The sequence below is a fragment of the Aeromonas sp. R5-4 genome, assembly GCF_040908215.1.
Classification (GTDB): Bacteria; Pseudomonadota; Gammaproteobacteria; order Enterobacterales; family Aeromonadaceae; genus Aeromonas; species Aeromonas veronii.
Map to the genome: position 1 here is coordinate 39,954 of NZ_JBFODG010000016.1, position 23,582 is coordinate 63,535.

The 23,582-nt window shown below is 61.0% G+C and carries 21 protein-coding genes; 8 read left to right on the forward strand and 13 right to left on the reverse strand.

The features are described 5' to 3' along the window. Nucleotides 1-49: 49 nt before the first annotated feature. Nucleotides 50-2,167 carry an AsmA family protein gene (locus tag AB5Y83_RS07880; protein WP_368174958.1) on the forward strand — a complete coding sequence of 706 codons (2,118 nt, stop codon included), beginning with the start codon at nt 50-52 and terminating at the stop codon, nt 2,165-2,167. Nucleotides 2,168-2,221: 54 nt separating this feature from the next. Here the strand turns inward: AB5Y83_RS07880 and AB5Y83_RS07885 are convergent, their stop codons facing one another. Continuing rightward, nucleotides 2,222-3,130 carry a bifunctional GNAT family N-acetyltransferase/hotdog fold thioesterase gene (locus AB5Y83_RS07885; RefSeq protein WP_005340658.1) on the reverse strand — a complete coding sequence of 303 codons (909 nt, stop codon included), beginning with the start codon at nt 3,128-3,130 and terminating at the stop codon, nt 2,222-2,224. 51 nt (nt 3,131-3,181) lie between these two features. On the opposite strand from AB5Y83_RS07885, the gene AB5Y83_RS07890 reads away from it, so the two are divergent. Further along, nucleotides 3,182-3,862, forward strand: a complete 681-nt coding sequence (locus AB5Y83_RS07890; RefSeq protein WP_368175002.1) for a spermidine synthase — start codon at nt 3,182-3,184, stop codon at nt 3,860-3,862. On the opposite strand, the gene dtd is transcribed toward AB5Y83_RS07890, so the two are convergent. The 5 genes from dtd to AB5Y83_RS07915 all read right to left on the reverse strand — a co-directional run bounded on the left by dtd (nt 3,851) and on the right by AB5Y83_RS07915 (nt 9,749). Further along, nucleotides 3,851-4,288 carry a D-aminoacyl-tRNA deacylase gene (dtd, locus tag AB5Y83_RS07895; RefSeq protein WP_201947708.1) on the reverse strand — a complete coding sequence of 146 codons (438 nt, stop codon included), beginning with the start codon at nt 4,286-4,288 and terminating at the stop codon, nt 3,851-3,853. The two genes, AB5Y83_RS07890 and dtd, sit on opposite strands and share 12 nt — an antisense overlap. Nucleotides 4,289-4,374: 86 nt before the next feature. Then, nucleotides 4,375-5,247 carry a virulence factor BrkB family protein gene (locus AB5Y83_RS07900; protein ID WP_005340664.1) on the reverse strand — a complete coding sequence of 291 codons (873 nt, stop codon included), beginning with the start codon at nt 5,245-5,247 and terminating at the stop codon, nt 4,375-4,377. A gap of 177 nt (nt 5,248-5,424) precedes the next feature. Beyond that, entirely contained in the window at nt 5,425-6,666 is a 1,242-nt protein-coding gene (locus tag AB5Y83_RS07905; RefSeq protein ID WP_368174959.1) for a malic enzyme-like NAD(P)-binding protein, read from the reverse strand. Nucleotides 6,667-6,920: 254 nt separating this feature from the next. Continuing rightward, nucleotides 6,921-8,147 (reverse strand): aromatic amino acid transporter, encoded by a 1,227-nt coding sequence (locus AB5Y83_RS07910; RefSeq protein WP_069527627.1) that lies wholly within the window; start codon nt 8,145-8,147, stop codon nt 6,921-6,923. A 168-nt stretch (nt 8,148-8,315) separates the two neighbouring features. Further along, the gene (locus tag AB5Y83_RS07915) at nt 8,316-9,749 is read right to left on the reverse strand and encodes a DUF2867 domain-containing protein (RefSeq protein ID WP_368174960.1); all 1,434 of its coding nucleotides are present in this window, start codon (nt 9,747-9,749) and stop codon (nt 8,316-8,318) included. Between the two features lie 158 nt (nt 9,750-9,907). Between AB5Y83_RS07915 and AB5Y83_RS07920 the strand changes: the two genes are divergently transcribed. Then, nucleotides 9,908-11,014 carry a hypothetical protein gene (locus tag AB5Y83_RS07920; protein ID WP_368174961.1) on the forward strand — a complete coding sequence of 369 codons (1,107 nt, stop codon included), beginning with the start codon at nt 9,908-9,910 and terminating at the stop codon, nt 11,012-11,014. Between the two features lie 60 nt (nt 11,015-11,074). Here AB5Y83_RS07920 and priA read toward each other — a convergent pair whose 3' ends face one another. Then, nucleotides 11,075-13,282, reverse strand: a complete 2,208-nt coding sequence (gene priA, locus AB5Y83_RS07925) for a primosomal protein N' (RefSeq protein WP_368174962.1) — start codon at nt 13,280-13,282, stop codon at nt 11,075-11,077. A gap of 147 nt (nt 13,283-13,429) precedes the next feature. Here priA and rpmE point away from each other — a divergent pair, with 147 nt between their 5' ends. Then, nucleotides 13,430-13,645, forward strand: a complete 216-nt coding sequence (gene rpmE, locus AB5Y83_RS07930; RefSeq protein WP_005340673.1) for a 50S ribosomal protein L31 — start codon at nt 13,430-13,432, stop codon at nt 13,643-13,645. Between the two features lie 100 nt (nt 13,646-13,745). On the opposite strand, the gene AB5Y83_RS07935 is transcribed toward rpmE, so the two are convergent. Next, nucleotides 13,746-14,396, reverse strand: a complete 651-nt coding sequence (locus tag AB5Y83_RS07935; RefSeq protein ID WP_069527634.1) for a chromophore lyase CpcT/CpeT — start codon at nt 14,394-14,396, stop codon at nt 13,746-13,748. Nucleotides 14,397-14,518: 122 nt separating this feature from the next. Beyond that, on the reverse strand, nt 14,519-16,372 hold the full coding sequence (locus AB5Y83_RS07940) for a methyl-accepting chemotaxis protein (protein WP_368174963.1): 1,854 nt from the start codon (nt 16,370-16,372) through the stop codon (nt 14,519-14,521). Nucleotides 16,373-16,518: 146 nt separating this feature from the next. Here AB5Y83_RS07940 and rraA point away from each other — a divergent pair, with 146 nt between their 5' ends. Continuing rightward, nucleotides 16,519-17,004 (forward strand): ribonuclease E activity regulator RraA, encoded by a 486-nt coding sequence (rraA, locus tag AB5Y83_RS07945; protein ID WP_005340678.1) that lies wholly within the window; start codon nt 16,519-16,521, stop codon nt 17,002-17,004. A 270-nt stretch (nt 17,005-17,274) separates the two neighbouring features. On the opposite strand, the gene AB5Y83_RS07950 is transcribed toward rraA, so the two are convergent. From AB5Y83_RS07950 to AB5Y83_RS07960, 3 genes are all read right to left on the reverse strand, one after another. After that, entirely contained in the window at nt 17,275-17,949 is a 675-nt protein-coding gene (locus AB5Y83_RS07950; protein WP_005340680.1) for a 7-cyano-7-deazaguanine/7-aminomethyl-7-deazaguanine transporter, read from the reverse strand. 159 nt (nt 17,950-18,108) lie between these two features. Further along, the gene (locus AB5Y83_RS07955) at nt 18,109-18,396 is read right to left on the reverse strand and encodes a DUF3630 family protein (RefSeq protein WP_368174964.1); all 288 of its coding nucleotides are present in this window, start codon (nt 18,394-18,396) and stop codon (nt 18,109-18,111) included. A gap of 10 nt (nt 18,397-18,406) precedes the next feature. Beyond that, nucleotides 18,407-19,834, reverse strand: a complete 1,428-nt coding sequence (locus tag AB5Y83_RS07960) for a YdiU family protein (RefSeq protein ID WP_368174965.1) — start codon at nt 19,832-19,834, stop codon at nt 18,407-18,409. Between the two features lie 105 nt (nt 19,835-19,939). On the opposite strand from AB5Y83_RS07960, the gene AB5Y83_RS07965 reads away from it, so the two are divergent. Next, the gene (locus AB5Y83_RS07965; RefSeq protein WP_005340687.1) at nt 19,940-20,242 is read left to right on the forward strand and encodes a cytochrome c; all 303 of its coding nucleotides are present in this window, start codon (nt 19,940-19,942) and stop codon (nt 20,240-20,242) included. A gap of 67 nt (nt 20,243-20,309) precedes the next feature. On the opposite strand, the gene recQ is transcribed toward AB5Y83_RS07965, so the two are convergent. Further along, nucleotides 20,310-22,145, reverse strand: coding sequence for an ATP-dependent DNA helicase RecQ (gene recQ, locus AB5Y83_RS07970; RefSeq protein ID WP_042081697.1), 1,836 nt, complete (start codon nt 22,143-22,145; stop codon nt 20,310-20,312). Between the two features lie 133 nt (nt 22,146-22,278). Between recQ and AB5Y83_RS07975 the strand changes: the two genes are divergently transcribed. Together AB5Y83_RS07975 and AB5Y83_RS07980 are read left to right on the forward strand one after the other, a co-directional pair. Further along, nucleotides 22,279-22,743 (forward strand): thioesterase family protein, encoded by a 465-nt coding sequence (locus AB5Y83_RS07975; protein ID WP_005355465.1) that lies wholly within the window; start codon nt 22,279-22,281, stop codon nt 22,741-22,743. A 124-nt stretch (nt 22,744-22,867) separates the two neighbouring features. Continuing rightward, nucleotides 22,868-23,395, forward strand: coding sequence for a hypothetical protein (locus tag AB5Y83_RS07980; protein WP_005356927.1), 528 nt, complete (start codon nt 22,868-22,870; stop codon nt 23,393-23,395). The last annotated feature ends 187 nt before the right edge of the window (nt 23,396-23,582 follow it).

The following is a 23,582-nucleotide window of genomic DNA, read 5'->3' on the forward strand; positions in this document are numbered from 1 at the left end:
TCACGCTGCCAACACCTGATCACTCAACCAATACAGGAGGAAAGCACTTATGAATTCCTGGCTACGCGGCCTGCTCTACACCTTCGCCTTCCTGCTGCTGTTTGTCTGGGTTGCCCTCGGCCTGTTCGACGCCGAGCGCGCCAAAGGCCCCATCGCCAGCTGGATCAGCCAGCAGACCGGTGTGCCGGTCACCATAGGGCGACTGGTGTTCAACCCGCTGCACCCCTACACCCTGCTGGCTGAGCAGGTGCGTTACGGCGATGCGGTCTCCCTCGACAAGATCTATCTGGAGATCGAGAGCATCGACTGGCTGAGCCGCGACGTGCGCATCGCCCATCTCGATCTCATTCGTCCCGCCATCAAGCTGCCGCTGCCCAACCAGCTACCGAGCCTGCCGGTGCATTCCCTCACCATCAGTGACAGCACCATAGACCGGCTCAGTCTGGAGAGCCCCGAGCTGACCCTGCGCGGCCTCAATGCCACCGTAAGCGACTGGGAGCTGATCGATCCGAAACGGCAGCCACAGGCCAACCTGAGCCTCAATATCGGCCAGCTGGAGACCCCGCAATTCACCTTCGCCCGTCTCAACCTGCAAGGACGGCTGGAAGGGGAAGTGCTGCGCACCGACAAGCTGGTGACCAACCTGTTTGACGGTCTGCTGGAGACCGGCATGGTGTTGGACTGGCCCGCCCGCACCCTGCAACTGCACGATCTCAAGGCCCGCGGCATGCGGGTTGAGCTGGGTGATCTGGCACAACAAGGCTTCCCGCAGCGCTTCCCGTTGCAAAGCGTGTCGCTGGATCGCGGTCAGCTGGACGGCGTCAGCCTCAACGACATCAATCAGGAGCTCTCCTTCAACAACTTCAGCGGCCAGCTCACCGCCTTCAACTGGCAGGCGGGCAACCAGCCCACCGGCTATCTGAGCGGCACCCTGGGCGACATGGGGCGCGGCCTGTTCCAGCTGGAGGAGATCAAGGGCAAGCTCGCCTTCTCGCCCCAGCAGATCGACGGCGAACTGCAGGGCAAGGCCTATGAAGGGGAGTTCAATGTCGAGCTCTCCCTCGATAGCCAGCAGCAGAAGCTGACCCTGAAAGACGTGGCGCTGAGCGGCATGGATATCAGCCTGCCGCAGGGTTGGTGGCAGGATTGGCAGAGCTGGCGCCCGCAGCAGGTCGATATCCGCAAGCTGGCGTTCGACAAGCTCAAGGTGCTCTCCTTCGACGATACCCTGCCCCTGTCACTGACCGGCTGGCAGCTCTATCTGAGCGATCTCGCCCTGCGCGATAACCAACCCGGTCCGCTGCTCGGCCGTGCCCGTATCGAGAGCAAGTGGTTCGAGCTGGTGTGGGATGGCCTCAGCGCCCGCAACGGCGAGCTGGATGGTGAATTGACCCCCAGCTCCTGGCAACTGGGCAAACTCACCAGCTCGCTGCCGGATGAGGGCACTCTCAGCCTGAGTGGCCAGTGGGGCCGCGAACCGGGCCAGAGCAGCCGCCTCCAACTGCAGGCGACCAAGCTGGATCTGCAGCAATGGGGCAAGATATTCCACTCCCCTGTCTCGTTCGCTGGCAAGGCGGACGTGAGCGCCGATCTGCAAGCCGAACACGGCAAAACGGCGGGCGAGTGGCGCCAGACCCTGCAAGGCAGCTTTGCCCTCGATGCCGACGAGCCGTTCTGGGACAAGGTGAAGATAGACCCGCTGCTGGATGAGTGGTTCAAGGGCGCGACCCCGCCCACCCTGACGCCGGATCAGCTGTGGCAGGCGATGCAGGAGGGTGACACCCCCTTCTACCGCATCAAGCTGCAGGGCAAGATCGACAAGGGGCAACTGCAGATCGAGCAGGCTGGCGCCTCCACCATCACCCATCTACTGGCGCTGCAAGGGGGGATCGATCTGGTCAACGAACAGTGGCAGCTCGATCTGGGGATCCTCAACGGCAACCGCTGCGCCGAGCTGCTCGGCCAGTGGCGCGGGCCGCTGACGGCCCCCACGCTGGCCTGGAGCTTCCCGCAGCAGCAGGACGCCTGCGGCTGGGAGGTGGGAGTACGCTATCCGCCGCAAGGCAACAGCGCCCCGCTCTGGCGACCGGCTCCCGCGCCGCAAGCCCAAAACCAGGCCCAAGTGCAGACCCACGCCGGGCAGACAAGCACAAGCCAGCAAGGGTAAAAACAGACAAGGCCTCATGATGAGGCCTTGTTGTTTGATGGGGAAACGGCGCGGTTACTGGCCCGGACGGCGGGGCGGCTGCACCACGTAGTGGCCGCAGAACTCCGCCGCCAGCTTGCTGCCGCTGAACAGCTGGATCTTGAGGCTGAAGGTGGCAGGCTCGCCCCGTTTGAGCGGCTGCAGCACGGCGGGCATACCCTCGCGGGCCACTCGCGCCTCCGGCTCCTCATCAACAGGGCCATGATATTTGATGGTGCTCTCGGCCAGCACCGGCTCGCCCACCAGCCCCTCCTCTTTAAGCTGCAGCCAGATCAGCCCCCAGCCCGCCAGCACGCACTGGCTGTAGACACTGCCGGCAAACATGCTGCCATGCACGTTGAAGTTGGCCGCCAGATTGGCCTTGAGGTGGAAGGTCTGGCCGTCGTAGTGGCTGATGTGCATCCCCATCTTCTCGCTGATGGGCACCCCGCGCGACCAGCGGGTGGTGAGATCCTGACACCACTCCGGGCGGTACTGGATTGTCTGCAACGGGCTCAGGGATTTGATCATCTGGCGATGGGGAATGCGACCAAAAGAGACCGGGCCGCCCCCCACTTCGAGAAAACCGCACTTGCGATAGAACTCCACCGCCTCCTGACGGGCGTTCATTACCAGCCGTTTCACCTTCTCGCTGCGGGCCAGTTGCTCGAGATCCTCCACCATTCGGGCGCCCAGCCCTTGACCGCGATATTCGGGACGCAGCGCCATAAAGCGGATCTGCGCCTCGTCACCGCCGATAAAGAGGCGGCCCACCGCGATGGGAGTGCCATCGGGTGCCAGCATCAGCCGGTGAATGGCGACGGTGTCGTACTCGTCCCGCTCGGAACCGACGGGCAGATTGAAGGGCTTACGCAGAAGTTCCCAGCGCAACTGGTAGTAGGCATCCAGCTCGGCGACTGTCTGAGGGGTGACTACCCGGTACATAGTTTCATCCTTGAGTTACACTGGTCGGAAACCATCTTGCCGTGCAAATTCATGGACTTCAATCTGCAAGCGTACCAAGCCGATCACTTGTTGCACCTCAGCGTCAAACCCCAGCGCCGCCTCACGGTACAGGAAAATGACCAGCACCGCTGGCTGGAGATAGACGGCGTGGTGCAATCCGCCATGTTGCTCGCCGACCCCGCCGCCCTCTGTCTGCCCCATCAACGGGTCATCGCCTGCCTGCTGCCGGAGCAGGCCACCCGGATCCTAGAACTGGGTCTGGGTGGCGGCGATCTCACTCGCCATCTCTGCCAACGCTGGCCCGATGCTCGCCACGAGTGCGTCGACCTCGACGAAGAGGTGCTGACCGTTTATCAGCAGTTTTTCCAGCATCAGGAGAGCGATGAACGCGCCGCTCCGGCACTCCATCAGGCCGATGCCCTCGCCTTTCTGGAGCAGAGTGAGCAGCAGTACGACCTCATCCTGCTCGATCTCTTCAGTCAGGATGGCAACCCGCTGCTGCTGTTTCAGGAGCGGCTCTACCGAGCGCTGGCTCCCCGCCTCAGCGGCACCCTGGTGATCAACCTGCTGCCGCGCACCGCGCTTGAGCTAACCCACGCCCTGACACTGATAGAACAGTGGATTGGCCCGGCCACCCCCTATCCGGTCGCTGGGCTCATCAACGTGATCGTCCACGTCATACCGCGGGATCAGGCATCCTCAGACCTGTAGCCAGAAGGTAACCGGGCCGTCGTTGACCAGCGCCACCTTCATGTCGGCGGCAAAACGCCCGGTTGCGGTCGGGATGCCGCTGGCAGCAGCCTTGACCACGAAGTAGTCATAGAGCCGCTCGGCCTCGCTCGGGTGGGCACCGCAGGAGAAGCTCGGGCGCATCCCGCTCTTGGTATCGGCCGCCAGGGTAAACTGGGAGACCACCAGCAGGCTGCCGCCGATCTGGCCGACATTGAGGTTCATCTTGCCGTTCTCGTCACTGAAGACCCGATAGCCGCTCACCTTGTGCAGCAGTTTGTCGGCCTTGGCCTCATCATCCCCCTGCTCCACCCCGAGCAGTACCAGCAGCCCCTGACCGATGGCGCCGGTCACCTCCCCCTCGACAGTCACGCTGGCCTCGCTGACCCGCTGAATCAATGCAATCACATCCCTCTCCTCTCAAAACAGAACGACCACCCCCTCGCAGGGGCGGTCGTCGATGCTACCAATAAACCGGTGGCCAAGGCGATGGCTTAGCCAAGCTCCTCACTCGCCGGTTTCTCGTATTCGCCGAGGCAGGCCGTGGTTTCAGCCCCCAGCAGCACCACCAGCCAGCTGAGATAGACCCAGACAAACAGGATCGGGATGGTGGCCAGCGCGCCGTAGATGGCCTGATAGGAGGGGAAGTTGGTGATGTAGATGGCAAAGCCGCGCTTGGCCAGCTCGAACAGGGTCGCAGCTACCAGCGCACCGATAAAGGCGTGGATCAGCCGCACCTTGCAGTTCGGCACCACGGTATAGACCAGCAGGAAGGTGAGCACCGAGAAGAGGAACGGCAAACCGCGCAACAGCAGATAACCGATACCGAACAGGCTCTCGGCGCCAAACAGCCGCAGCGAGAAGATATAGGAGGAGATGGCGATACTGGCCCCGATAAGCACAGGCCCCAGGGTCAGGATCATCCAGTACATGGCAAAGGCCTGCGCCAGCGGGCGGCCCTGGGTCGAACGCCAGATGTAGTTGAGGTTCTTGTCGATGGCGGAGATCAGCATCAGCGCCACCACCACCAGCGCCCCGATCCCCACAGCCGTGGTGTTGGTGGCATTGGCGACGAAGCCGTCGATGTACTCCTTGAGCATGTCGCCCGCGGTCGGCACAAAGTTGTGGTAGACGAACTGCTCCATCGCCTGCTTGAGGCTCTGGAACACCGGGAAGGCGGACATCATGCCAAAGACCACGGCGATCATCGGCACCAGTGAAAGCAGGGTGACATAGGCCAGATAACCGGCGGTAACCGTCAATCTGTCCTGCTGGAAACGGCCCCAGACAAACTGGGCAAAGTGGCGGCCATCATGGCGCAAGAAGGAGAGGGCGTGGGCCAAACGGCCGCTGACAGGCTGCTGCATCTTGATTCTCGTTAGCGTCATAGTGGCAATATTGTGTCAGAGGAGAGCGCTGTTTGACCACCTTTGAACCCGATTTGCCTCCATCTGCCCCAACCTGTCGCCCGGATGGCGTCTCTGGCTGTCGCCAGAAGCAGAGATAAAAACGGCCCCGATAAAGGGGCCGTTTGCAACGCCGGATTACAGCATGTAGTCCGCAGGCAGCTCGATGCGGGCGACGCCAGAGGCCACCGCCGCCAGCGCCACGGCGCGGGCGACGCGCGGCAGCAGACGGGCATCCATCGGCTTGGGAATAACGTAATCCTTGCCGAAGGCGAGCTCGCTGACCCCGGCGGCGGTCAGCACCTCGGCTGGCACCGGCTCCTTGGCCAGTGCGCGGATCGCCTCGACCGCGGCAATCTTCATGGCATCGTTGATGCGGCTGGCACGGGCATCGAGGGCACCGCGGAAGATGAAGGGGAAACAGAGCACGTTGTTGATCTGGTTCGGGTAGTCGGAGCGGCCAGTGCCCATGATGAGGTCGCTGCGTACGGCGTGGGCCAGCGCAGGCTTGATCTCCGGATCCGGGTTGGAGCAGGCGAAGATCACCGGATTGGGCGCCATCAGGGCGACCGCTTCGGCGGGCAGCACATCGGGGCCGGAGACGCCAACAAACACATCCGCCCCTTCGATGACATCCATCAGGGTGCGCAGCGGGGTCTCGTTGGCGAAACGCTGCTTGTACTTGTTAAGATCAGTGCGGCCGGTGTGAATCACCCCCTGACGATCCAGCATGAAGATGTTGTGCGCCCTGGCGCCACACTTGATCAGCAGATCCATGCAGGCGGTCGCGGCAGCCCCCGCCCCCATGCAGACGATGCGGCTGTCACTGATCTGCTTGCCCTGCACTTCCAGCGCGTTGAGCAGACCGGCGGCGGTGACGATGGCGGTACCATGCTGATCATCGTGGAACACCGGAATGTCGCAGCGCGCGATCAGCGCCTCTTCAATCTCGAAACACTCCGGCGCCTTGATATCTTCCAGATTGATGCCACCGAAGGTATCGGCGATAGCCGCCACCGTGTCGATAAACTGCTGGCTGGTCTCGTGCTTCACCTCGATGTCGATGGCGTCGATGCCGGCGAAGCGCTTGAACAGCAGGGCCTTGCCCTCCATCACCGGCTTGGAGGCCAGCGGCCCCAGATTGCCCAGACCCAGAATGGCGGTGCCGTTGGAGATGACGGCCACCAGATTGCCCTTGCCGGTATAGCGGTAGGCATCGGCCGGGTTGGCGGCGATCTCGCGCACCGGCTCGGCAACACCCGGGCTGTAGGCCAGCGCCAGGTCGCGGGCGGTTTCGGCGGGTTTGGTCAGGGCGATGGCAATTTTGCCCGGTACGGGCTGGGCGTGGTAATCGAGTGCTTCTTGACGCAGATCGGACATGGGGGACCCCGATGTGGTTGGTGCAAATGAGGTGCCGACAGGGGGCACACAGAAGGGCGGGGATCATAAAAGAAAGCGGCGGGCATGCCCAGCAGATCATGCTGCCATCAGCCAGATCAGACCAGTTATTTCAGCACCTTACCCCACCCACACCTACCACTTTAGTTATAGATCCTGCTGTGTGGGGTAAAAATGGCGCAAAAAGGGCGGCAAGTTGGCCTTGCCGCCCTTTCTGTCAGTGCTGTAGACCTGACTCAGTTGCCCAGATAGACCGGCAGCAAATTCGCCATCGACAGGAAGTGGAACAGCGCGGTCGCCAATCCGAACAGGATCAGCAGCCAGGCCATCAGCTTGCCGCCGGGGGTGACGAAGTGGGGTGTCACTTCGCCCCGCTCGGCCCGCGCCCGGGTACGCAGCACCAGCAGTGCCGGGATGATGCAGGTCCAGATGGTGGCGGCGGCACCGGCATAGCCGATGGCCAGCAGGAAGCCAAACGGGAAGAGCAGGGAGAGCACCAGCGGCGGCAGGAAGGTGACCGCCCAGGTCTTGCTGCGACCGGCGCGGCTGTTGTCGAACTTGAACAGATCAGCCAGATAGTCGAACACCCCGAGCCCCACTCCGATAAAGGAGGAGAGGATCGCCGCCATGGAGAAGCCGTTGATGGCGCTGGCCACCTTCTCCGATTCGATCACCCCTGAAAGCGCGGAGAGCAGCACACTCACGTCACCCCCCTTGGCAATCACGGGAGCAAAATCCTGACGGGGCAGGTTGCCGAAGATCCCCAACAGCCAGAGCACGTAGAGCGCCAGCGCGATCAGGGTTCCCCCCAGAATGGCCCATCTGGCCTGCTGCTCGTTCTGGTAGTAGGCACGGAGGGAGGCCACCGAGTGGTGATAGCCGAACGAGGTGAGCGCCACCGGCAGCATCGCCATGGCATAGGGGGCGTAGCGACTCTCGCTGCCCGCCAGATCGAGCAGGGTCGGCAGCTTGATACTGCCGAGCAGCCCGGCCACACCGAGGGCGAAACTGAGGATCATGAAGGCGATCAGCACCACAGAGATGCGGTCAACGGCGCGAGTCGAGTGCCACACCACCGCAGAGAAGAGCGCCACAAACAGCACGGATGCAAGCTTGCTATCGATCCCCAGTATCCCCTGCAGGATGGCACCGGAGGAGGTGATATAGGCGTAGAGCAGAATGCCGCCAACAAAGTAGACCGAGAGGTTGTTGAGGAGATTGAGCTTCTCCCCCAGCAGCTCGCGAGTCACGGTATTGAAGGAGACCCGCATGTCGTGGTGCTGGAAGGATTCCAGCAGCATCCAGCCGGAGAGGGTCATCATCACCATGGTGACGGTCAGCGCCAGCACCGACCAGAGGGTCCAGGCCCCTGCCCCCGAACTCGGCAGACCGAGCATGCCGGCTCCCACGCAGACGCTGGCAATGATGCAGGCGCCCCCCAAAATTGACGGTTTTTTCTTCATAATCCCTTCTTTTTCTGACTGATTATCTATCCGCGGTAAACAAGACCGCGGCATGATGCCAGCCTTTGCCATAAGACGCCTACCACTATCTGTCATAACCGGGCATGGCCGCCGCATAAAAAATGCCCCGAACGGGGCACTCTATCAGCGGGAATGATGTGAAGAGGGTTAATCCATCACCGGGATACCGGCCTTCGCCTCGGCCTGACGGGCGATGGCTTCGGTCATCCCCTGAAAGATAAAGAGGTGGAACGGCAGCATGGCGAGCCAGTAGGCCAGCCCCCAGGCGCCCTGCGGATGCCAGTGAGCGGTGACCCGGATGCGGGTCAGGCCAGACTCCTCCGGCAGGATGTTGAACTCCAGCCGCCCGACGCCCGGGGCCTTCATGTTGAACAACAGATCGAGCCTGCGCCCCTCATCCACCCCGAGGATCTGCCAGGAGTCGAGCATGTCACCCTTCACGAAGCGATCCGGATTGGTGCGGCCACGGGTGCGGGCCGGACCGCCGATCAGGTGATCCATCCATTCGCGCACCACCCACAGCTCGTTCATGTAGAAGTAGCGCTGCTCACCCCCCAGTTGCTGCAACACCTGCCACACCACCTCGGGAGAGGCGAGGCAGATGGCCTCGCCGCTGGCGGTACGGTCGTAGAAGCCATATTCGGGATGGCGCCAGCGCAGGCCGAGCGGCGTCTCCTGCCCCTGCTGTTCGGCACCCAGCTTCTGCTCCAGCGCCAGACTCTCCGCCAGCGCCTCATCGAAGCTGAGCAGGGTCTGCGGCAGCAGGGTGCGCAGCGGGCCGTCATCGGCCGGAATGTCGTGCTTGAGGCCACCCACCAGCGCCTTGGCCACCGGCTGCGGCACCGAGGTAACAAACTGCAGCCACCAGGCGGAGAGACGCGGACTCAGAAACGGGATGGGAATGATGGGGCAGCGCTTGCCGATATGGGCGGCGAACTTCTGCAACTGCTGCTGATAGCTGAGCAGCTCGGGGCCGACCGCATTGAAAATGCGGCCATCCACCTCGTCGGCCTCTACCAGCCCGCCCAGATAGTGCAGCAGGTTGGACAGCGCAATGGGCGGCGTGCGCGAGCGCACCCATTTGGGCGTCACCATCAGCGGCAGGTTGAACACCAGATCCCGCATCACCTCAAACGCCGCTGACCCGGGCCCGACAATGATGCCGGCACGCAGCTCCACCGTTGGAACGCCGGAGTCACGAAACAGCTCGCCACAGTGGCGGCGGGAGTTGAGATGGCGGCTGTTGCACTGTTCAGGCTGGATCGCCCCGAGATAGATGATGCGGCGCACCCCGGCGGCGCGGGCAGCGGCGGCAAAATTCTTTACCCCCTGCTGCTCCAGCCGGTGAAAATCGGCCCCTGCCCCCATGGCATGCACCAGATAGAAGACGGTATCGATGCCCGCCAGCGCAGGCAGCAAGGTGATCGGCTTGAGGCTATCGGCGAGTCGAAACTCGACTCCCTCAGGCAAGCGGCAGGGACGGCGAGCCCCGGCAATCACCCTGTAGCCCAGGGTTTGCAGGTGAGGCACCAGATAGGAGCCTATATAGCCCGCCGCCCCCATCACCAGACAATTTCTCATCCTCTCTCCCCTTCCCTTATCGTCCCGGCTACCGGGCTGGCAACCTGAATGCCCATCATCCAGCCTCACCGTCACTTTGCAACATGGAACTAACAATTCTGCCTGTTAGTCCGATTTGGTGTTAATCCCGGTTCATTTGTTGGTCGATAACTGACCAGATGTATAGCGCCGAGGGCGAAGATATGCGCATCGATCACTATGACCTCCAGGGGGAGGTGCAATACCGGCAGCAACAGGCGCAGGCCCGCAAGGTGCGCAGACTGGGGCCAGTCGCGCCGCAGGCCAATAGTACCAACGGAACTGCCGCCACACCGCCATCTGGCGAGCAGCGAACCACCCTGATGCAAGCCAGTGCCCTGACGCTGCAAGCCAGCAGCCGGAGCAATACCCAGACTCCCCCGCAGACGACAGCCGCACCAGCCAAAGCGGAGGGGAGTAAAAATCAGGAGGAGAACGGCGTTCCCAACGACGGGCTCGACAACCACCAGCGGCTTATCAAGCTGATGATCGAGGCGATGCTGGACCACGAAATCGAGCTGCCGGATCCGATCAAACCGACCGACCAGAGCGCGGAGGGGGTGAACTCCCCGACGGGCGACAGCAGTCAACCCGCCGCCGAGCCGGATCAACTGGTGGAAGTAACCGACAGCCTGCTGCAAAAGGAGCAGCTCAACGTAGTCGCCTCGGCCAGCATAGAGACTCAGGATGGCCAGAGCCTGCAACTTGATCTGGGTTTTGTGCTGGACTGGCGCCAGCTCGATATCAGCAAGCGCCGCACTACCCTCAATGCCCTCAAGGATCCGCTGGTGCTCAGTCTGGATGGAAAAATCGCCGACCTGACCGACGCCCGGGTCAAGTTCGACATCGATCAGGATGGCAAAGATGACAGCCTGCCGGGCCTGCGCGAAGGGAGCGGCTTCGTGGCGCTGGATCGCAACGGCAACGGCACCATAGATGACGGTGGCGAGCTGTTCGGGGCCCGCTCCGGCAATGGCTTCGGCGAGCTGGCGACCCTGGATGAGGATGGCAACGGGGTGCTGGACGAGCGGGACAGCCAGTTCTCGGCGCTGCAATTCTGGCAGCCGGAGCAATCCCCCATCGCTCTGGTGGAGCTGGGGATCGGCGCCATACTGCTCCATCCCCTCGACACCCCCTTCAACCATCTGGGGGAAAGCGGCAATCAGGGGGTACTGCGCCAGTCCGGTCTCTATGTGACCGAACAGGGCAAGGGTGGCTGGGTGCAGCAGATCGATCTGCGGGTCTGAACCCAGCACCCGCATGGCAAACCCGGTCGCTGACGAAGCCGTCAGCGACCAGAACCTGACTCAATTCAGCTCGGTGGGGTCGATGTCGAGGCTCCAGCGTACCCGCTTGGTCTCGGACCACCCTTCCAGCTCCTTCACCGCCCAATCGAGCAGCTGGGCCAGTGGAGCCCGGTTCGCCCCCTGCACCAGCAACTGCATGCGGAACTTGCCCGCCTTGCGCTCCATAAAGCCGCTGATGGGCCCGAGCACCTGAACGTGGGGATAGCGGGCGCTGCGCAGGGTATCGGCGAGGCGGCTGAGGAACAGCTGCACCTCGTCACGGCCGTTGGCCTCGGCCCGAAACAGTCCCTGATAGCTGAAGGGCGGCAGCCCCAGCAGGCGGCGCTCTTTCAGCGCCGTGTCGGCGAAGTGGCCATAGCCGTTCTGGGTCAGATCCTGCAGCAGGGCGTGCTCGGGATGATGGCTCTGCAACACCACCAGCCCGGGCTTGCTGGCGCGACCGGCACGACCCGCCACCTGGGTGTAGAGCTGGGCCAGCTTCTCGGCGGCGCGAAAATCGGCACTGAACAGGGCACCATCCACATCCAGCAGACCCACTAGCGTCACATCCGGGAAGTGGTGGCCCTTGGCCAGCATCTGGGTGCCGATCAGGATCTTGTACTTGCCCGCCTTGATGTCGCCGAGATGGGTCTCCAGCTCCCCCTTGCGGCGGGTGTTGTCCCGATCGATGCGTACTACCGGATATTGCGGGAAAACCGTGGTGAGCAGCTGCTCCAGCTGCTCGGTGCCCACCCCGGAGCCAATCAGCTCGTTGCTGCCACACTCGGGGCAGTGGTGGGGCAGCGGGCGCACGCTGTCGCAGTGGTGGCAGTGCAGCCGTCGCCCGGCCTGATGCCAGGTGTACCAGGCATCACAGCGCTCACAGGCGGCGCTCCAGCCACACTGGTGGCAGATCAGAGCCGGGGCATAGCCACGGCGGTTGAGAAACAGCATCACCTGATTGCCCGCCGCCAGATGCTCCGCCATCAGCTGCTCCAGCTGAGGGGAGAGCCCGGCCTGCAACCGCACGTTCTTGATATCCAGGATCACCTGACGGGCTGTCTGGGCGTTACCGGCACGACGAGTCAGGGTGAGGTGGTGATACTTGCCAGTGCGAGCGTTGTGCAATGTCTCCAGGGACGGTGTAGCCGAGCCAAGCAGAATCGGAATACCGGCACGATGAGCCCGCATCACCGCCAGATCCCGCGCGTGGTAGCGAAAACCGTCCTGCTGCTTGAAGGAGCCGTCGTGCTCCTCATCGATGATGATGATGCCGAGGTTGTGAAACGGGGTGAACACCGCAGAGCGAGTGCCGATCAGGATGGCTGCGCCGCCGTCGCGGCAGGCGAGCCAGGCATCGAGCCGCTCCCTGTCGTTCATGGCGGAGTTCATCGCTACCACCGGCACGTTGAAGCGGCGCCGGAAGCGGTTGATGGTCTGCGGGGTGAGACCGATCTCCGGCACCATCACCAGCGCCTGCTTGCCCCCCTTGAGCAAGGGCTCGAGGATGCTTAAATACACCTCGGTCTTGCCGGAACCGGTGATGCCATCGAGAAGGAAGGCACCGAACTTGTCGCTCTGGCTGGTAACGGCAGAGACGGCCAATGCCTGTTCACCGTTGAGGCGCAGCCCCTCCCCCGGCTCAAAGCGGGCAGCCCAATCGCCATCGTGGCTCGGCTCCAGCGAGCGCTTCTCCAGCAAGCCTTTCTTCTCCAGCGCGGTGAGAGCGGCGCTCTGGATCTCCTCCTGCTTGAGGGCGGAGGGGGTCTGCGGCCCCTTGCGCAGCAAGGCGAGCGCTTGCTGCTGCTTGGCCGCCCGCTTGAGCTCGTTAAGGTCGATGGCCATGCCAGCCTCGGTAGCAAACCAGAACTCCAGCTCACGATAGGCGGCAGGCTCCCCCTTGCGCACCAACACCGGCAGGGCGTGGGGCAGCACTTCCCCCAGCGGATGCTGGTAGTAGCTGGCGCTCCAGTTCATCAGCGCCAAAATATCCGGCCCCAGCACCGGAGCCGTGTCCAATACCCGTTTGATGGGCTTGAGCTTGTTGCGGGGCACCTGGCTGTCGGCCGGATGCTCCACCACCAGCCCGACCAGGGTCTGGGGACCGAAAGGGATCTCGACCCGGCAACCGGGGGCAGGTAACGGCAGGGGAGAGAGATAGTCGAAGTGACGGCGTAACGGTACCGGGACAGCGACACGAACCAGATCCAGCGTTTGGGAAGAATTCACCAGGGGTTGCCTATTTTTTCTGCGAAGCCACTTGCCTGATCTCAGGCATTTCCTATATTATTCGCAGCCTTTGAAACTGTGTTCAACAATCGTGTGGTGTCCGACAAGAGATCGGATGGCGACACGGCCTATTAATTGAGGTTGTCCATGAAAGCTGGTATCCATCCTGACTACGTAGCCATCACCGCCAAGTGCTCTTGCGGTAACGTCATCAACACTTTCTCTACCATCGGTAAAGATCTGAACCTGGACGTGTGCTCCGAGTGCCACCCGTTCTACACCGGCAAGCAGAAAGAAGTTTCTAGCGGCGGCCGCGTAGACAAGTTCAACAAGCGTTTCGGTGCGATGACCACCAAGAAGTAATTTTACTTCTGAAGAATTCTGAAAAAGGCGCCCAATGGGCGCCTTTTTTACGATCCCTGTTTTTCATCATTCATGTTCCCGCAGCCAGACGCACTCTCCCCTACTGGCCAAATCCTTTGGAACGACGCAAATAGACATACCCCTCACCCGGGCTGCCCCAGCGCGGACTCCCTGCGTTGTCATAGGCGCGATCCAGCAATCTGACACTGTCGGGACCAATCCAGATATGCTGCACCAGCGTAGTGGCACCACCAAAATCGGTGGAGCAATGGCCCACCCGGGTGTGACCGGCATATTCGCCGGAGGGAGTGCGTGTCAGCCAGATCTCGCAACCGTGGCGCAAGGAGAGCTGCTGCGGGGTCAGACTGTCGAGCAGGGCGGGATCATGCCAGGCACCGGCAAAATCGGTGGCTCGGGGCATAGTCAGCTCTGCCATCAGGATCCGCCCGTCAGGGGCGGGTGAGAAGCGATAAATACGCTGGCGAAAGGGGCGGATGGAGCGCATGCTCAGATACTGCTCGGCATAGACCCAGCGATAGCCCTGATAGCCAGGCCAGATCTCCATCAGGCGCAGCTCGGCACTGGTAAAGCGACTGTCGTAACTGGCCTGCTCCCGGCTCGTAAAGGCCCCGTTGAACCAGCTGAGTAGCGGCTCCATACCGGGCTTGAGTGGGGTAGCCTGAGGCGCCGAACCTGCCAACACCAGGCAGGAGCAGAGCAGCCCGAATACGGCCACCAGCAACTTTGCCATCGAATCCTTCCGAATCATCATAGTGGCGGCGATTATATGAGCGAATTACCCCAATAACAGCCATTACGATCAAATCATTGCCACTCTGGTGCAAAAACCTCACAAGGATGCCAGTCCGCTCACTAAACCCGATATTTTGCTACCGCCTTGTTGAGCAGTTGGGCCTGCTCGTTGAGGCCCTCGCTGGATCTCGCATTTTCCTCCGCCATGATGCTCGACTCCTGGGCGATGTCGCGGATGTTGTTGACGTTGCGGTTCACCTCGTTGGCCACCAGACTCTGTTGCTCGATGGCTGCCGCAATCTGGGTGCTCATGTCCATGATGTGGGTAACATCCTGAGTGATCTGCCCCAGCAACTCCCCTGCGGTACTGGCCTGATCCGAGCTGCGGTTGCCCTGCTCGCGGCAGGTTGCCATCACCTCGACGATGCTGCCGGTCTGTTTCTGCAGCGAGCTGATGATGCCGGCAATCTCCTGGGTCGATTTCTGGGTACGGATGGCCAGATTGCGCACCTCATCGGCCACCACCGCAAAACCACGCCCCTGATCTCCTGCCCGAGCTGCTTCGATGGCTGCGTTGAGGGCCAGCAGGTTGGTCTGCTCGGCAATGCCGCGGATCACATCGAGCACGGAGCCGATGGTCTCGCTCTCTTTTTGCAGCTGGCTCACCTCGCGGGATGAACTCTCCAGATTGCCCGCCAGCGAGCGGATCTGCTCGACAGTATTCTCGACCGCTGCCCGCCCCTCCATCGCCTTGTTGTTGGTCGCCTGTGCATTGTTGGCCGCCTGCTCGGTGTTGCGGGCGATCTCTTCGATGGTGGATCCCATCTCGGTGGACGCGGTCGCCACCATATCGGTTTCCTGCAGCTGGCGCGCGGCCCCTTCACTGGTGCGTTTGACGTTGGCCGAGAGGTGATCCGCCGCTTCGGTCAGGGTGTGCACGCTCTGCTTCACATCGCCAATCAGGTTGCGAAACCCGCCCAGCATCACGTCGAGATTGCCTGCCAGCTGGGCCATTTCATCGGCACCGCGCAGCTCTATCTTCAGGCGCAGGTCATTATCCTGACGAATGCGGTTGACGGTGTCATTCACCTGAGTAATGGGACGGTCGATGCTGCGCCCCAGCAACACGCTCATGATGCCGATCAGCACCACAATCACCCCGCCACAGACCAGCATCAGGCTGTTGAGGCGAGCGCTCTGCCGCTCCAGCTCAGCGACAATGTGCTGATCGACGGCGGCAAACCCCTGTTCGGTCTGATGCACCAGATCCCGCATCTGGTTACGCAGCCCCTCATCCTCTTTCAGCCCCAGTATCTGCATCCCCTGCACCAGCGCCACAAAGTCCTGCCGGTACTGCTTGCTTGCCTGCTCCAGCTTGCCGCGACCCGCCTCCGGCAAAGTGGCAAGGCTATCCTGAAAACTCTTGTGCAAGGTTTCGAAACGCTCCAGATATTGGATATCGGAGCGCAGCATGAAGTCTTTCTCCGCCCGTCTCAGCTGCAACATGGTGATGAGCAACCCCTGCTGATCCAGCTGCTTGAGCCCATTCTCCACCTCATGCACCGCCGCCCGCAGCTTGCCATAGAGCCCCTCCTCCGGCCCCAGACCAATCTTCTGCTGCTGGGCCACCAGATCGTTGAAGGCTTTGCCATAACCGCTGATCTGCTGATCCAGTCTGGTCAGCTCCCCCTCGACAGCCGCCAGATTGTCATCGGTCACCAGCTCCCGGTTGTGCTGGTGAAAGTCAGACAGCCCCTGATTGAAGCGCTCGACGAAGGTCATATCCTTGCGGATCAGAAAATCCTTCTCGGCGCGCCGCAGGTTGAGCATGGCGATCTCCAGCTGGTCGATATTGCGCTGGGCTTCGGTCAGGTGACGGTGCACCTGGCTGGAGTAGATAAACAGGCCGCTCAGTACCAGCATGGCAACGGCAACCAGCACGGTATTCAGGATCAACTTATGACGGATAAGCACGATGGACCTCTCGCAAACTGGCAGTGAACTGCATTGAGCTTATGCAGAAAAGCGGCGACAGGTGATCTGTGCAAGGAATATTCATTGAAATGCCACACCCACTCCTTATACTGGTTGCACCTGTTTCCAGCCGTGGATTTGACACTATGGAATACAATACTTCTGAACTGTGCGACATCTATCAGGACATGGTGGATGTGCTTGAACCCATGCTCTGCTCCTTCGGCGGCCGCGCCTCTTTCGGCGGCGTCATCACCACCGTCAAATGCTTCGAATCGAATGGCCTGATCCGTGAACTCGTCAAAGAGAACGGACTGGGACGCGTCTTGCTGATCGATGGCGGTGGCTCCATGCGCCGTGCCCTGATTGACAGCGACATCGCCACCACGGCGGCCGAGAATGATTGGGAAGGGATTGTCTGCTACGGCTGCGTCCGCGAAGTCGATATTCTGGAAGATCTGGATATCGGCATTCAGGCACTGGCAGCCATTCCGGTCGGTGCCGACAGCAAGGATGTTGGGGAGACCGATCTGCCGGTCAACTTCGGTGGCGTGACCTTCCTGCCTGACGACCACCTCTACGCCGATACCACAGGGGTGATCCTCTCCCCCGAGGCACTCGATATCGAGTAAGCCACAGACAGCGTGACGACGGGAGCCTTGGCTCCCGTTTTTTATGCCTGCAACTTGCTGAAAAATGACAAAAAAAGAGGGCCAGATAAACTGGCCCTTAACTGGAAGCAATGTGAGCAATGTCGTGCCTTCACAAGAAGTCCATCACGTTGGAACGAATGAAGTCTTTCCCGGAAAACAAGTTAACAATAATCATTCTCATTTAACTAGGCAAGCGCTATTTGCAGAAAGTGCAAAAAAATTGACCACCGCGAAGGGTGGTCAATCTGGTCAGGCTTGCCGGGTGGCCGTTTGCAGGCTGGATAATCCGGCCTCGCCCACCAGCTTGCGGCTGAGGTAGCGCAACAAGACACCGTAGAGTGGCACGAATAAACCAAGGCTTATCAGCAACTTGAATACGTAATCGACGGTTGCGATCTCGACCCAGTGCTCTGCCATGAAAGGATCTGTGGTGCGCCAGAAGGCCACACTGAAGAAAGCGATGGTATCGACCAGATTACCGAACAGGGTGGAGGCCGCTGGCGCAATCCACCACTGCTTGAGCAGACGCAGGCGGTTGAACACCACCACATCCATGAACTGCCCTACCAGATAGGCCATAAAGCTGGCCAACGCGATACGCGCCACGAACAGGTTGAATTCGGCCAGATGACCAACGCCCTGGAAGCTCCCTTCAAAGAAGAGCACAGAGAGCGCATAGGAGACCGCCAGCGCAGGCAGCATCACGGTCTGGATAATCTTGCGTGCCAGACCGGCACCGAAGATCCGCACCGTCAGGTCGGTCGCTAGGAAGATAAACGGGAAGCTGAACGCACCCCAGGTGGTATGGAAGCCAAACACGGTGATCGGCAGCTGCACCAGATAGTTGCTGCTGGCAATGATCAGGATGTGGAACAACGACAGGCGAACGAGCGCCGTTTGGTACTGCGCAGGGGTCAGATTCATCTTGTGACCTTTTTGGTTAATGGGGTTAGGGAACCCATATCGCCACCATTGGCGATAATCGAGGGGCGAGATTATACGCCCCCAAACCGATAGTTCAATCTTTATGCGATTACGCTTGTCCAGGTTGGCCAGCGGCAGAGCAGGCCTTGTGGGCGATAGTCACACCTTGTGCTGTCTGGCGAGCCAGAGCAGCGCCTCCCGATCTGCCGGGCGCACCGCCTCCAGCCAGCAACCGCTGTAGTGTTCATACTCCAGCCGAAACTGACCCTCTTCAAACGCCAGCAACCAGCTATGGCGGTCGGCCCCCGCATCCTGCTCGAGCGGCTGCAGCTCCCACTCTCGCAGCAAGGCCTGCGCCAACAGCGGAAAAGTGTCCCAGTCGAGTTCCGGACAATCCAGCGTCACTACGCCAGCTTCGCTATCTACCTGTTTGATTTGCCAACTCATGCCCAATCTCTCAGCTACTGCAGGAGAGCTCACCACCGCAATACCATGCCGGAGTCGGGGTGGCGAGATCCTCATATTCGGGTTGTTCATCATAGGGGCGCTGCAAGGCGGCGAACAGCCGCTCGAAAGGCCGCATATCCCCTGCGTCGGCGGCGTCTATCACCTGCTGGGCCAGCGCATTGCGCAGCACATATTTGGGATTGATGGCATCCATCTGCGCCTTGCGCACGGCATCCTCGCTACCTTCGCGCATTAGCCGCGCCCGATAGCGTTCCAGCCACGCCTGCCAACCCAGTGGTTCAGGCAACAGGGCCAGCAGAGATGCAGGCCACGCCCCCTCTTGCGTCACCTCACCGAGACGACGAAGGAACAGGTGGTAATCCACCTTGTGGGCCGCCAGCAACCGGAACAGCTCGCGGAACAGAGCCGGGTCATCCTCCTCCCACACTGCCAGCCCGAGTTTGGCCCGCATCAGTTCGGAGTAGTGCAGCATCAACTGCTGTTCGTACTGGGCCAACGCAGCAGCCAGCACATCACCGTCTACATGCCCCGCCAGTGCCTGTGCCAGCTTTTGCAGATTCCAGTAACCGACCGCGGGCTGCTGATCCAGCGCGTAGCGGCCCGCCGGATCCGAGTGGTTGCAGACAAAATCGGGCACGTAGGCATCGATAAAGCCGTAGGGGCCGTAATCCAGCGTCAGGCCGAACAGCGACATGTTGTCGGTATTCATTACCCCGTGACAGAAGCCCGCCGCCTGCCATTTGGCAATCAACCGCGCGGTGCGGCGCACTACCTCGGCAAACAGTTCGGCACCACTCTCCAGTTCGGGGAAGTGGTGGCGCAGCAGATAGTCGATGAGTGGCGGGATCTTCTCTCCCTGCCCGCTCCAGGCGAAATACTCGATATGGCCGAAGCGCAGATGGCTGGGGGCGGTACGCAGCACGGTCGCCCCGGTCTCAACCTGCTCGCGATAAACGGGCTCCTGGCTGCCCACCAGCACCAGCGCCCGGGTGGTCGGTATGCCGAGGGCATGGAGCGCTTCGGAGGCGAGATATTCGCGAATGCTCGAACGCAATACAGCGCGGCCGTCGCCAAAGCGGGAAAACGGCGTCTTTCCTGCCCCCTTCAGGTGCAGATCCCAGCGCTGACCATCCGGCGCCAGCTGCTCACCCAGCAGCAGCGCGCGACCATCTCCAAGCCGGGGGCTATAACCCCCGAATTGATGGCCCGCATAGACCTGCGCTACCGGCTGCATGCCTAGCAGCACTTTTCCCTCGCCACAACAGGCGATCCAGTCAGCCTCGCTGACGCCTCCCAGCCCCAACTCATCCAGCAAAGCCCGGTTGAGATGAAGCAACCGGGGTTGCTGCAGCGGCTGGGGGGCTACAGGTTCACAGGCCCAGGGCAACTCGGTCGCAAAAGTGTTGATCAACTTCATGGTTGTGCCATTCGTCCCTGCGTATGCTCGTGTCACTCTTTATACTGCCGTCAGCCATGCTTGCGCTAACTGGCGACCATCATTTTTCAATTCAAGGAGAAGAAGATGCAAAAATGGGTATATGCCCTGCCCTTGCTGGCACTGGCGTGGGGTCATCAGGCCAAGGCTGCAGATATCGAGGCAGGCAAGGCCAAGGCGGCGGTCTGTGCTGCCTGTCACGGGGTGGAAGGCAAGGCGATGATCCCCAACTATCCCCATCTGGCGGGTCAGAATGCCGCCTATCTGGTGAAACAGTTGAAAGCGTTCAAGGATGGCACTCGCAAAGAGCCCTTGATGGACCCCTTCATGGCGCCGCTGACCGATGCGGATATCGACAATCTAGCGGCCTTCTACGCCAGCCTGAAATAACCTCGCGTCTGACCCCAAGTTCTTCCGAGCCGTGCTTGCCGTGGTCGATTGGGCTGCCTAATCGACCCTACCGGCGGCAGTAATCGATGATCAGGTCCATAAAGGCTTCACCGAAGCGTTCCAGCTTGCGGTGACCAACGCCGTTGATAGCCAGCATCTCGTCTTCGGTCATCGGCATCAGTTGAGCCATCTCAACCAGGGTCGCATCGTTGAATACCACGTAGGGCGGCACCTCTTCATCCTCGGCAATCTGCTTGCGCAGGCCGCGCAGCTCCTTGAACAGCCGTTTGTCGTAGTTGGCGTTGTCGAGCAGGCCATTGCGCTTCTCCTTGCGGCTGGAGATGGGCTGCAAGCGGGGCACCGCCAGCTCAAGCTTCACCTCGCCACGCAGCACGGGGCGGGCCGCTTCGGTCAGCTGCAGCACCAGATTGCGAGTGATGTTCTGGGTCAGCAGCCCCTTGTGGATCAGCTGGCGGATCACGCTCATCCAGTATTCGTGGCTCTGATCCTTGCCGATGCCATAGGTCGACAGCTTGTCATGGCCGTGATCCTTGATGCGCTGGTTCAGCGACCCGCGCAGCACCTCCACCACATAACCCACCCCGAAATTCTGCCCCACCCGCCAGACGCAGGAGAGCGCCTTCTGGGCATCTTCGGTGCCGTCATAGCTCTTGGGCGGATCGAGACAGATATCGCAGTTGCCGCACGGCTTGTCGTTGTACTCGCCGAAGTAGTTGAGCAGCACCTGACGGCGGCAGGTCTGCGCTTCGGCAAATGCGGCCATCACGTTGAGCTTGTACTGCTCCACCTGCAACTGCTGCGGGTTCTCGATGTTGTCGAGCAGGCGGCGCACTCGGCCGATGTCGGCAGGATCGTAGAGCAGCAGCGCCTCGGCGGGAGTGCCATCGCGCCCGGCGCGACCGGTCTCCTGATAGTAGGATTCGATGTTCTTCGGGATGTCGTAGTGCACCACGAAGCGCACATTGGGCTTGTCGATACCCATCCCAAACGCCACCGTCGCCACCACTATCTCGATGTCATCCTTGAGGAAGGCATCCTGGGTCTGCTGGCGCTGCTCGAGCGGCAGCCCCGCATGATAGGGAGCAGCCTTGCAGCCGTGGCGGGATAACCGCTCGGCCACCTCCTCCACCCGGTTGCGGCTGGAGCAGTAGACGATGCCGCAGTTGCCCTTCTGGCTCTGCACATAACGCAGCAGTTGCTCGGCCGCCTTGAACTTCTCCACCAGGCTGTAGCGGATATTGGGGCGATCAAAGCTGGCTGTGTGAATAAAGGGATCGTTGAGTTCCAACCGGTGCAGCATGTCACTGCGGGTCGCCTCGTCGGCGGTGGCGGTGAGCGCTACCACCGGCACCTGCGGGAACCACTGCTTGAGTCGCCCCAGCGCCGCATACTCAGGCCGGAAATCGTGGCCCCACTGGGAGACACAGTGCGCCTCATCGATGGCGAACAGCCCGAGCGGCAGCTCGGCCAGCCGATCCATAAACTCGTGCTGCAGCAAGCGCTCGGGGGAGACATAGACCAGCTTGATCTCGCCACGGCGCATGGCGGCGAAGTTCTGGATCATCTCCTCCCGGCTCAGGGCCGAGTTGATGTAGACCGCCGCTACGCCGTTGGCGCGCAGGCTGTCGACCTGATCCTTCATCAGCGAAATAAGGGGGGAGACCACCACACCGAGTCCGGGCCGCAGCAGTGCCGGGATCTGGTAGCAGAGCGACTTGCCGCCACCGGTGGGCTTGAGCACCAGCGCATCGCGCCCCGCGACGATCTGCTCGATGATCTCGAGCTGACCCGGCCGAAACTGCTGATAGCCGAAGACTGCCTGCAGCAGGGCAAGCGGACTCTCTGGCTGAGGATCTGGCAGGGTTTCGGCAATCGCGGTCATGGGCTCTCCTTTGGGGTCGCCATTCTAAAGCAGCCGCCGCCCACAATAAACCTGCCATTGCGACTGTTAAGGAACTGTTGCAGACTGGCTGGAGTTTTTACTCGGCTTTGATGACAAGGATTGGGATCAGAGAATGAAACAGATGCTCAAGAAGATGGCGCTCAGTGGCATTGCCAACCTGTTTGCCGAGAAGATGCCGTTCAACAAGCTGATCGGCATGCAGGTGACCCACTACGACTTCGACAAGGTGGAACTGCGCATCAAGATGGATGAGAAGCTGATCGGCAACCCCTTCCACAACATCCTGCATGGCGGCGTCACAGCCACGCTGCTGGATGTGGCGGGCGGCATGATCGTCGCCGCATCCTGCATCGACGAGCTGGAGGAGTTCTCCCCCAGTTATCTCAAGGAGCGCTTCGCTCGCCTCGGCACCATAGATCTGCGGGTGGACTACCTGCGCCCGGGGCGCGGCAACGAGTTTATCGCCACCGCCCACATCATCCGGGCTGGCAGCAAGGTGGCCGTCGCCCGGATGGAGCTGCACAACGAAGAGGGCACCCACATCGCCTTCGGCACTGGTACCTATCTGGTGGGTTGAACCAAGTTAGTGCATAAAAACCACGCGGCTAATCTACTTTTAATCATTAGATTCCTTACCCCCTCTGGCCGAACAAGGTCCATACTGATAGTCGGGATTGTGTGCAGAGGGAGGATTGCAGGCGATGAGTGCGAAACTGGCCATCAAACCATCCAGAGCCTTGTTGACACAGCTCGAGTCCATGCTCGACGAGGTGCAGACACCCGAGTGTCGCCACTGGTTGGAACAGGAGCTTGAGGGGTATTCTCTCTCCTCACCCCTGCCTTGGTATCGCATCGTTCCCTGTCGGCAACGCGGTCACTTTCTGGATCTGAAAACGGGAAAATATTTGACCTGTCATATCAACAGTCAAACGCTATGCCAACGCGATCTGGCCCAAATTCAGTTCATTTATGCCCGTGAACCCGCCGCCCACTATTTGCTGCAACGCAATTCCGGTATTGAACCCTGGCCAGAACAGCTGCTGGAAGATTATCAGGAGCAGTTGATCCCCGGCCATCTATGCCTGCAAGCCTGGCATGAGCCCGTTATTTCATTACGTGCACAACTGATGGAGGGAATAGAACATTTCATTAGTGAGTACCCCAAGCACGCGGCCTTGCTGCCTCAACACAGTTTCAAGGCTTTGCGGCATCAGCACTGGCATATCTGAGTAAGCGCCTGGCGCGCAAGGAGGGCACCATAGACAAGACCCATAGCGAGATTGCCACAATCTAGAGTGCCGGAGTCAGGATCAGACTCCACCGATGGGCCACCGAGCGGTGGCCCTTTTAATGTCTGTGGGCTTGCTTCGACCCTGCATACATCAAGTCAGATCACTTGGCCAGGTAACAGGTCAG

Bases quoted from the DNA above. Each gene is read 5' to 3' on its own strand.
- AB5Y83_RS07900 (WP_005340664.1), bottom strand. From the start codon at position 5,247: ATGCAGCAGCCTGTCAGCGGCCGTTTGGCCCACGCCCTCTCCTTCTTG.
- recQ (WP_042081697.1), bottom strand. From the start codon at position 22,145: ATGACCGCGATTGCCGAAACCCTGCCAGATCCTCAGCCAGAGAGTCCG.
- AB5Y83_RS07910 (WP_069527627.1), bottom strand. From the start codon at position 8,147: ATGAAGAAAAAACCGTCAATTTTGGGGGGCGCCTGCATCATTGCCAGC.
- rpmE (WP_005340673.1), top strand. From the start codon at position 13,430: ATGAAAGCTGGTATCCATCCTGACTACGTAGCCATCACCGCCAAGTGC.
- AB5Y83_RS07955 (WP_368174964.1), bottom strand. From the start codon at position 18,396: ATGAGTTGGCAAATCAAACAGGTAGATAGCGAAGCTGGCGTAGTGACG.
- AB5Y83_RS07960 (WP_368174965.1), bottom strand. From the start codon at position 19,834: ATGAAGTTGATCAACACTTTTGCGACCGAGTTGCCCTGGGCCTGTGAA.
- AB5Y83_RS07935 (WP_069527634.1), bottom strand. From the start codon at position 14,396: ATGGCAAAGTTGCTGGTGGCCGTATTCGGGCTGCTCTGCTCCTGCCTG.
- AB5Y83_RS07980 (WP_005356927.1), top strand. From the start codon at position 22,868: ATGAGTGCGAAACTGGCCATCAAACCATCCAGAGCCTTGTTGACACAG.
- AB5Y83_RS07880 (WP_368174958.1), top strand. From the start codon at position 50: ATGAATTCCTGGCTACGCGGCCTGCTCTACACCTTCGCCTTCCTGCTG.
- AB5Y83_RS07915 (WP_368174960.1), bottom strand. From the start codon at position 9,749: ATGAGAAATTGTCTGGTGATGGGGGCGGCGGGCTATATAGGCTCCTAT.
- AB5Y83_RS07975 (WP_005355465.1), top strand. From the start codon at position 22,279: ATGAAACAGATGCTCAAGAAGATGGCGCTCAGTGGCATTGCCAACCTG.
- AB5Y83_RS07965 (WP_005340687.1), top strand. From the start codon at position 19,940: ATGCAAAAATGGGTATATGCCCTGCCCTTGCTGGCACTGGCGTGGGGT.
- AB5Y83_RS07920 (WP_368174961.1), top strand. From the start codon at position 9,908: ATGTATAGCGCCGAGGGCGAAGATATGCGCATCGATCACTATGACCTC.
- AB5Y83_RS07890 (WP_368175002.1), top strand. From the start codon at position 3,182: ATGGACTTCAATCTGCAAGCGTACCAAGCCGATCACTTGTTGCACCTC.
- AB5Y83_RS07885 (WP_005340658.1), bottom strand. From the start codon at position 3,130: ATGTACCGGGTAGTCACCCCTCAGACAGTCGCCGAGCTGGATGCCTAC.
- AB5Y83_RS07905 (WP_368174959.1), bottom strand. From the start codon at position 6,666: ATGTCCGATCTGCGTCAAGAAGCACTCGATTACCACGCCCAGCCCGTA.
- AB5Y83_RS07950 (WP_005340680.1), bottom strand. From the start codon at position 17,949: ATGAATCTGACCCCTGCGCAGTACCAAACGGCGCTCGTTCGCCTGTCG.
- rraA (WP_005340678.1), top strand. From the start codon at position 16,519: ATGGAATACAATACTTCTGAACTGTGCGACATCTATCAGGACATGGTG.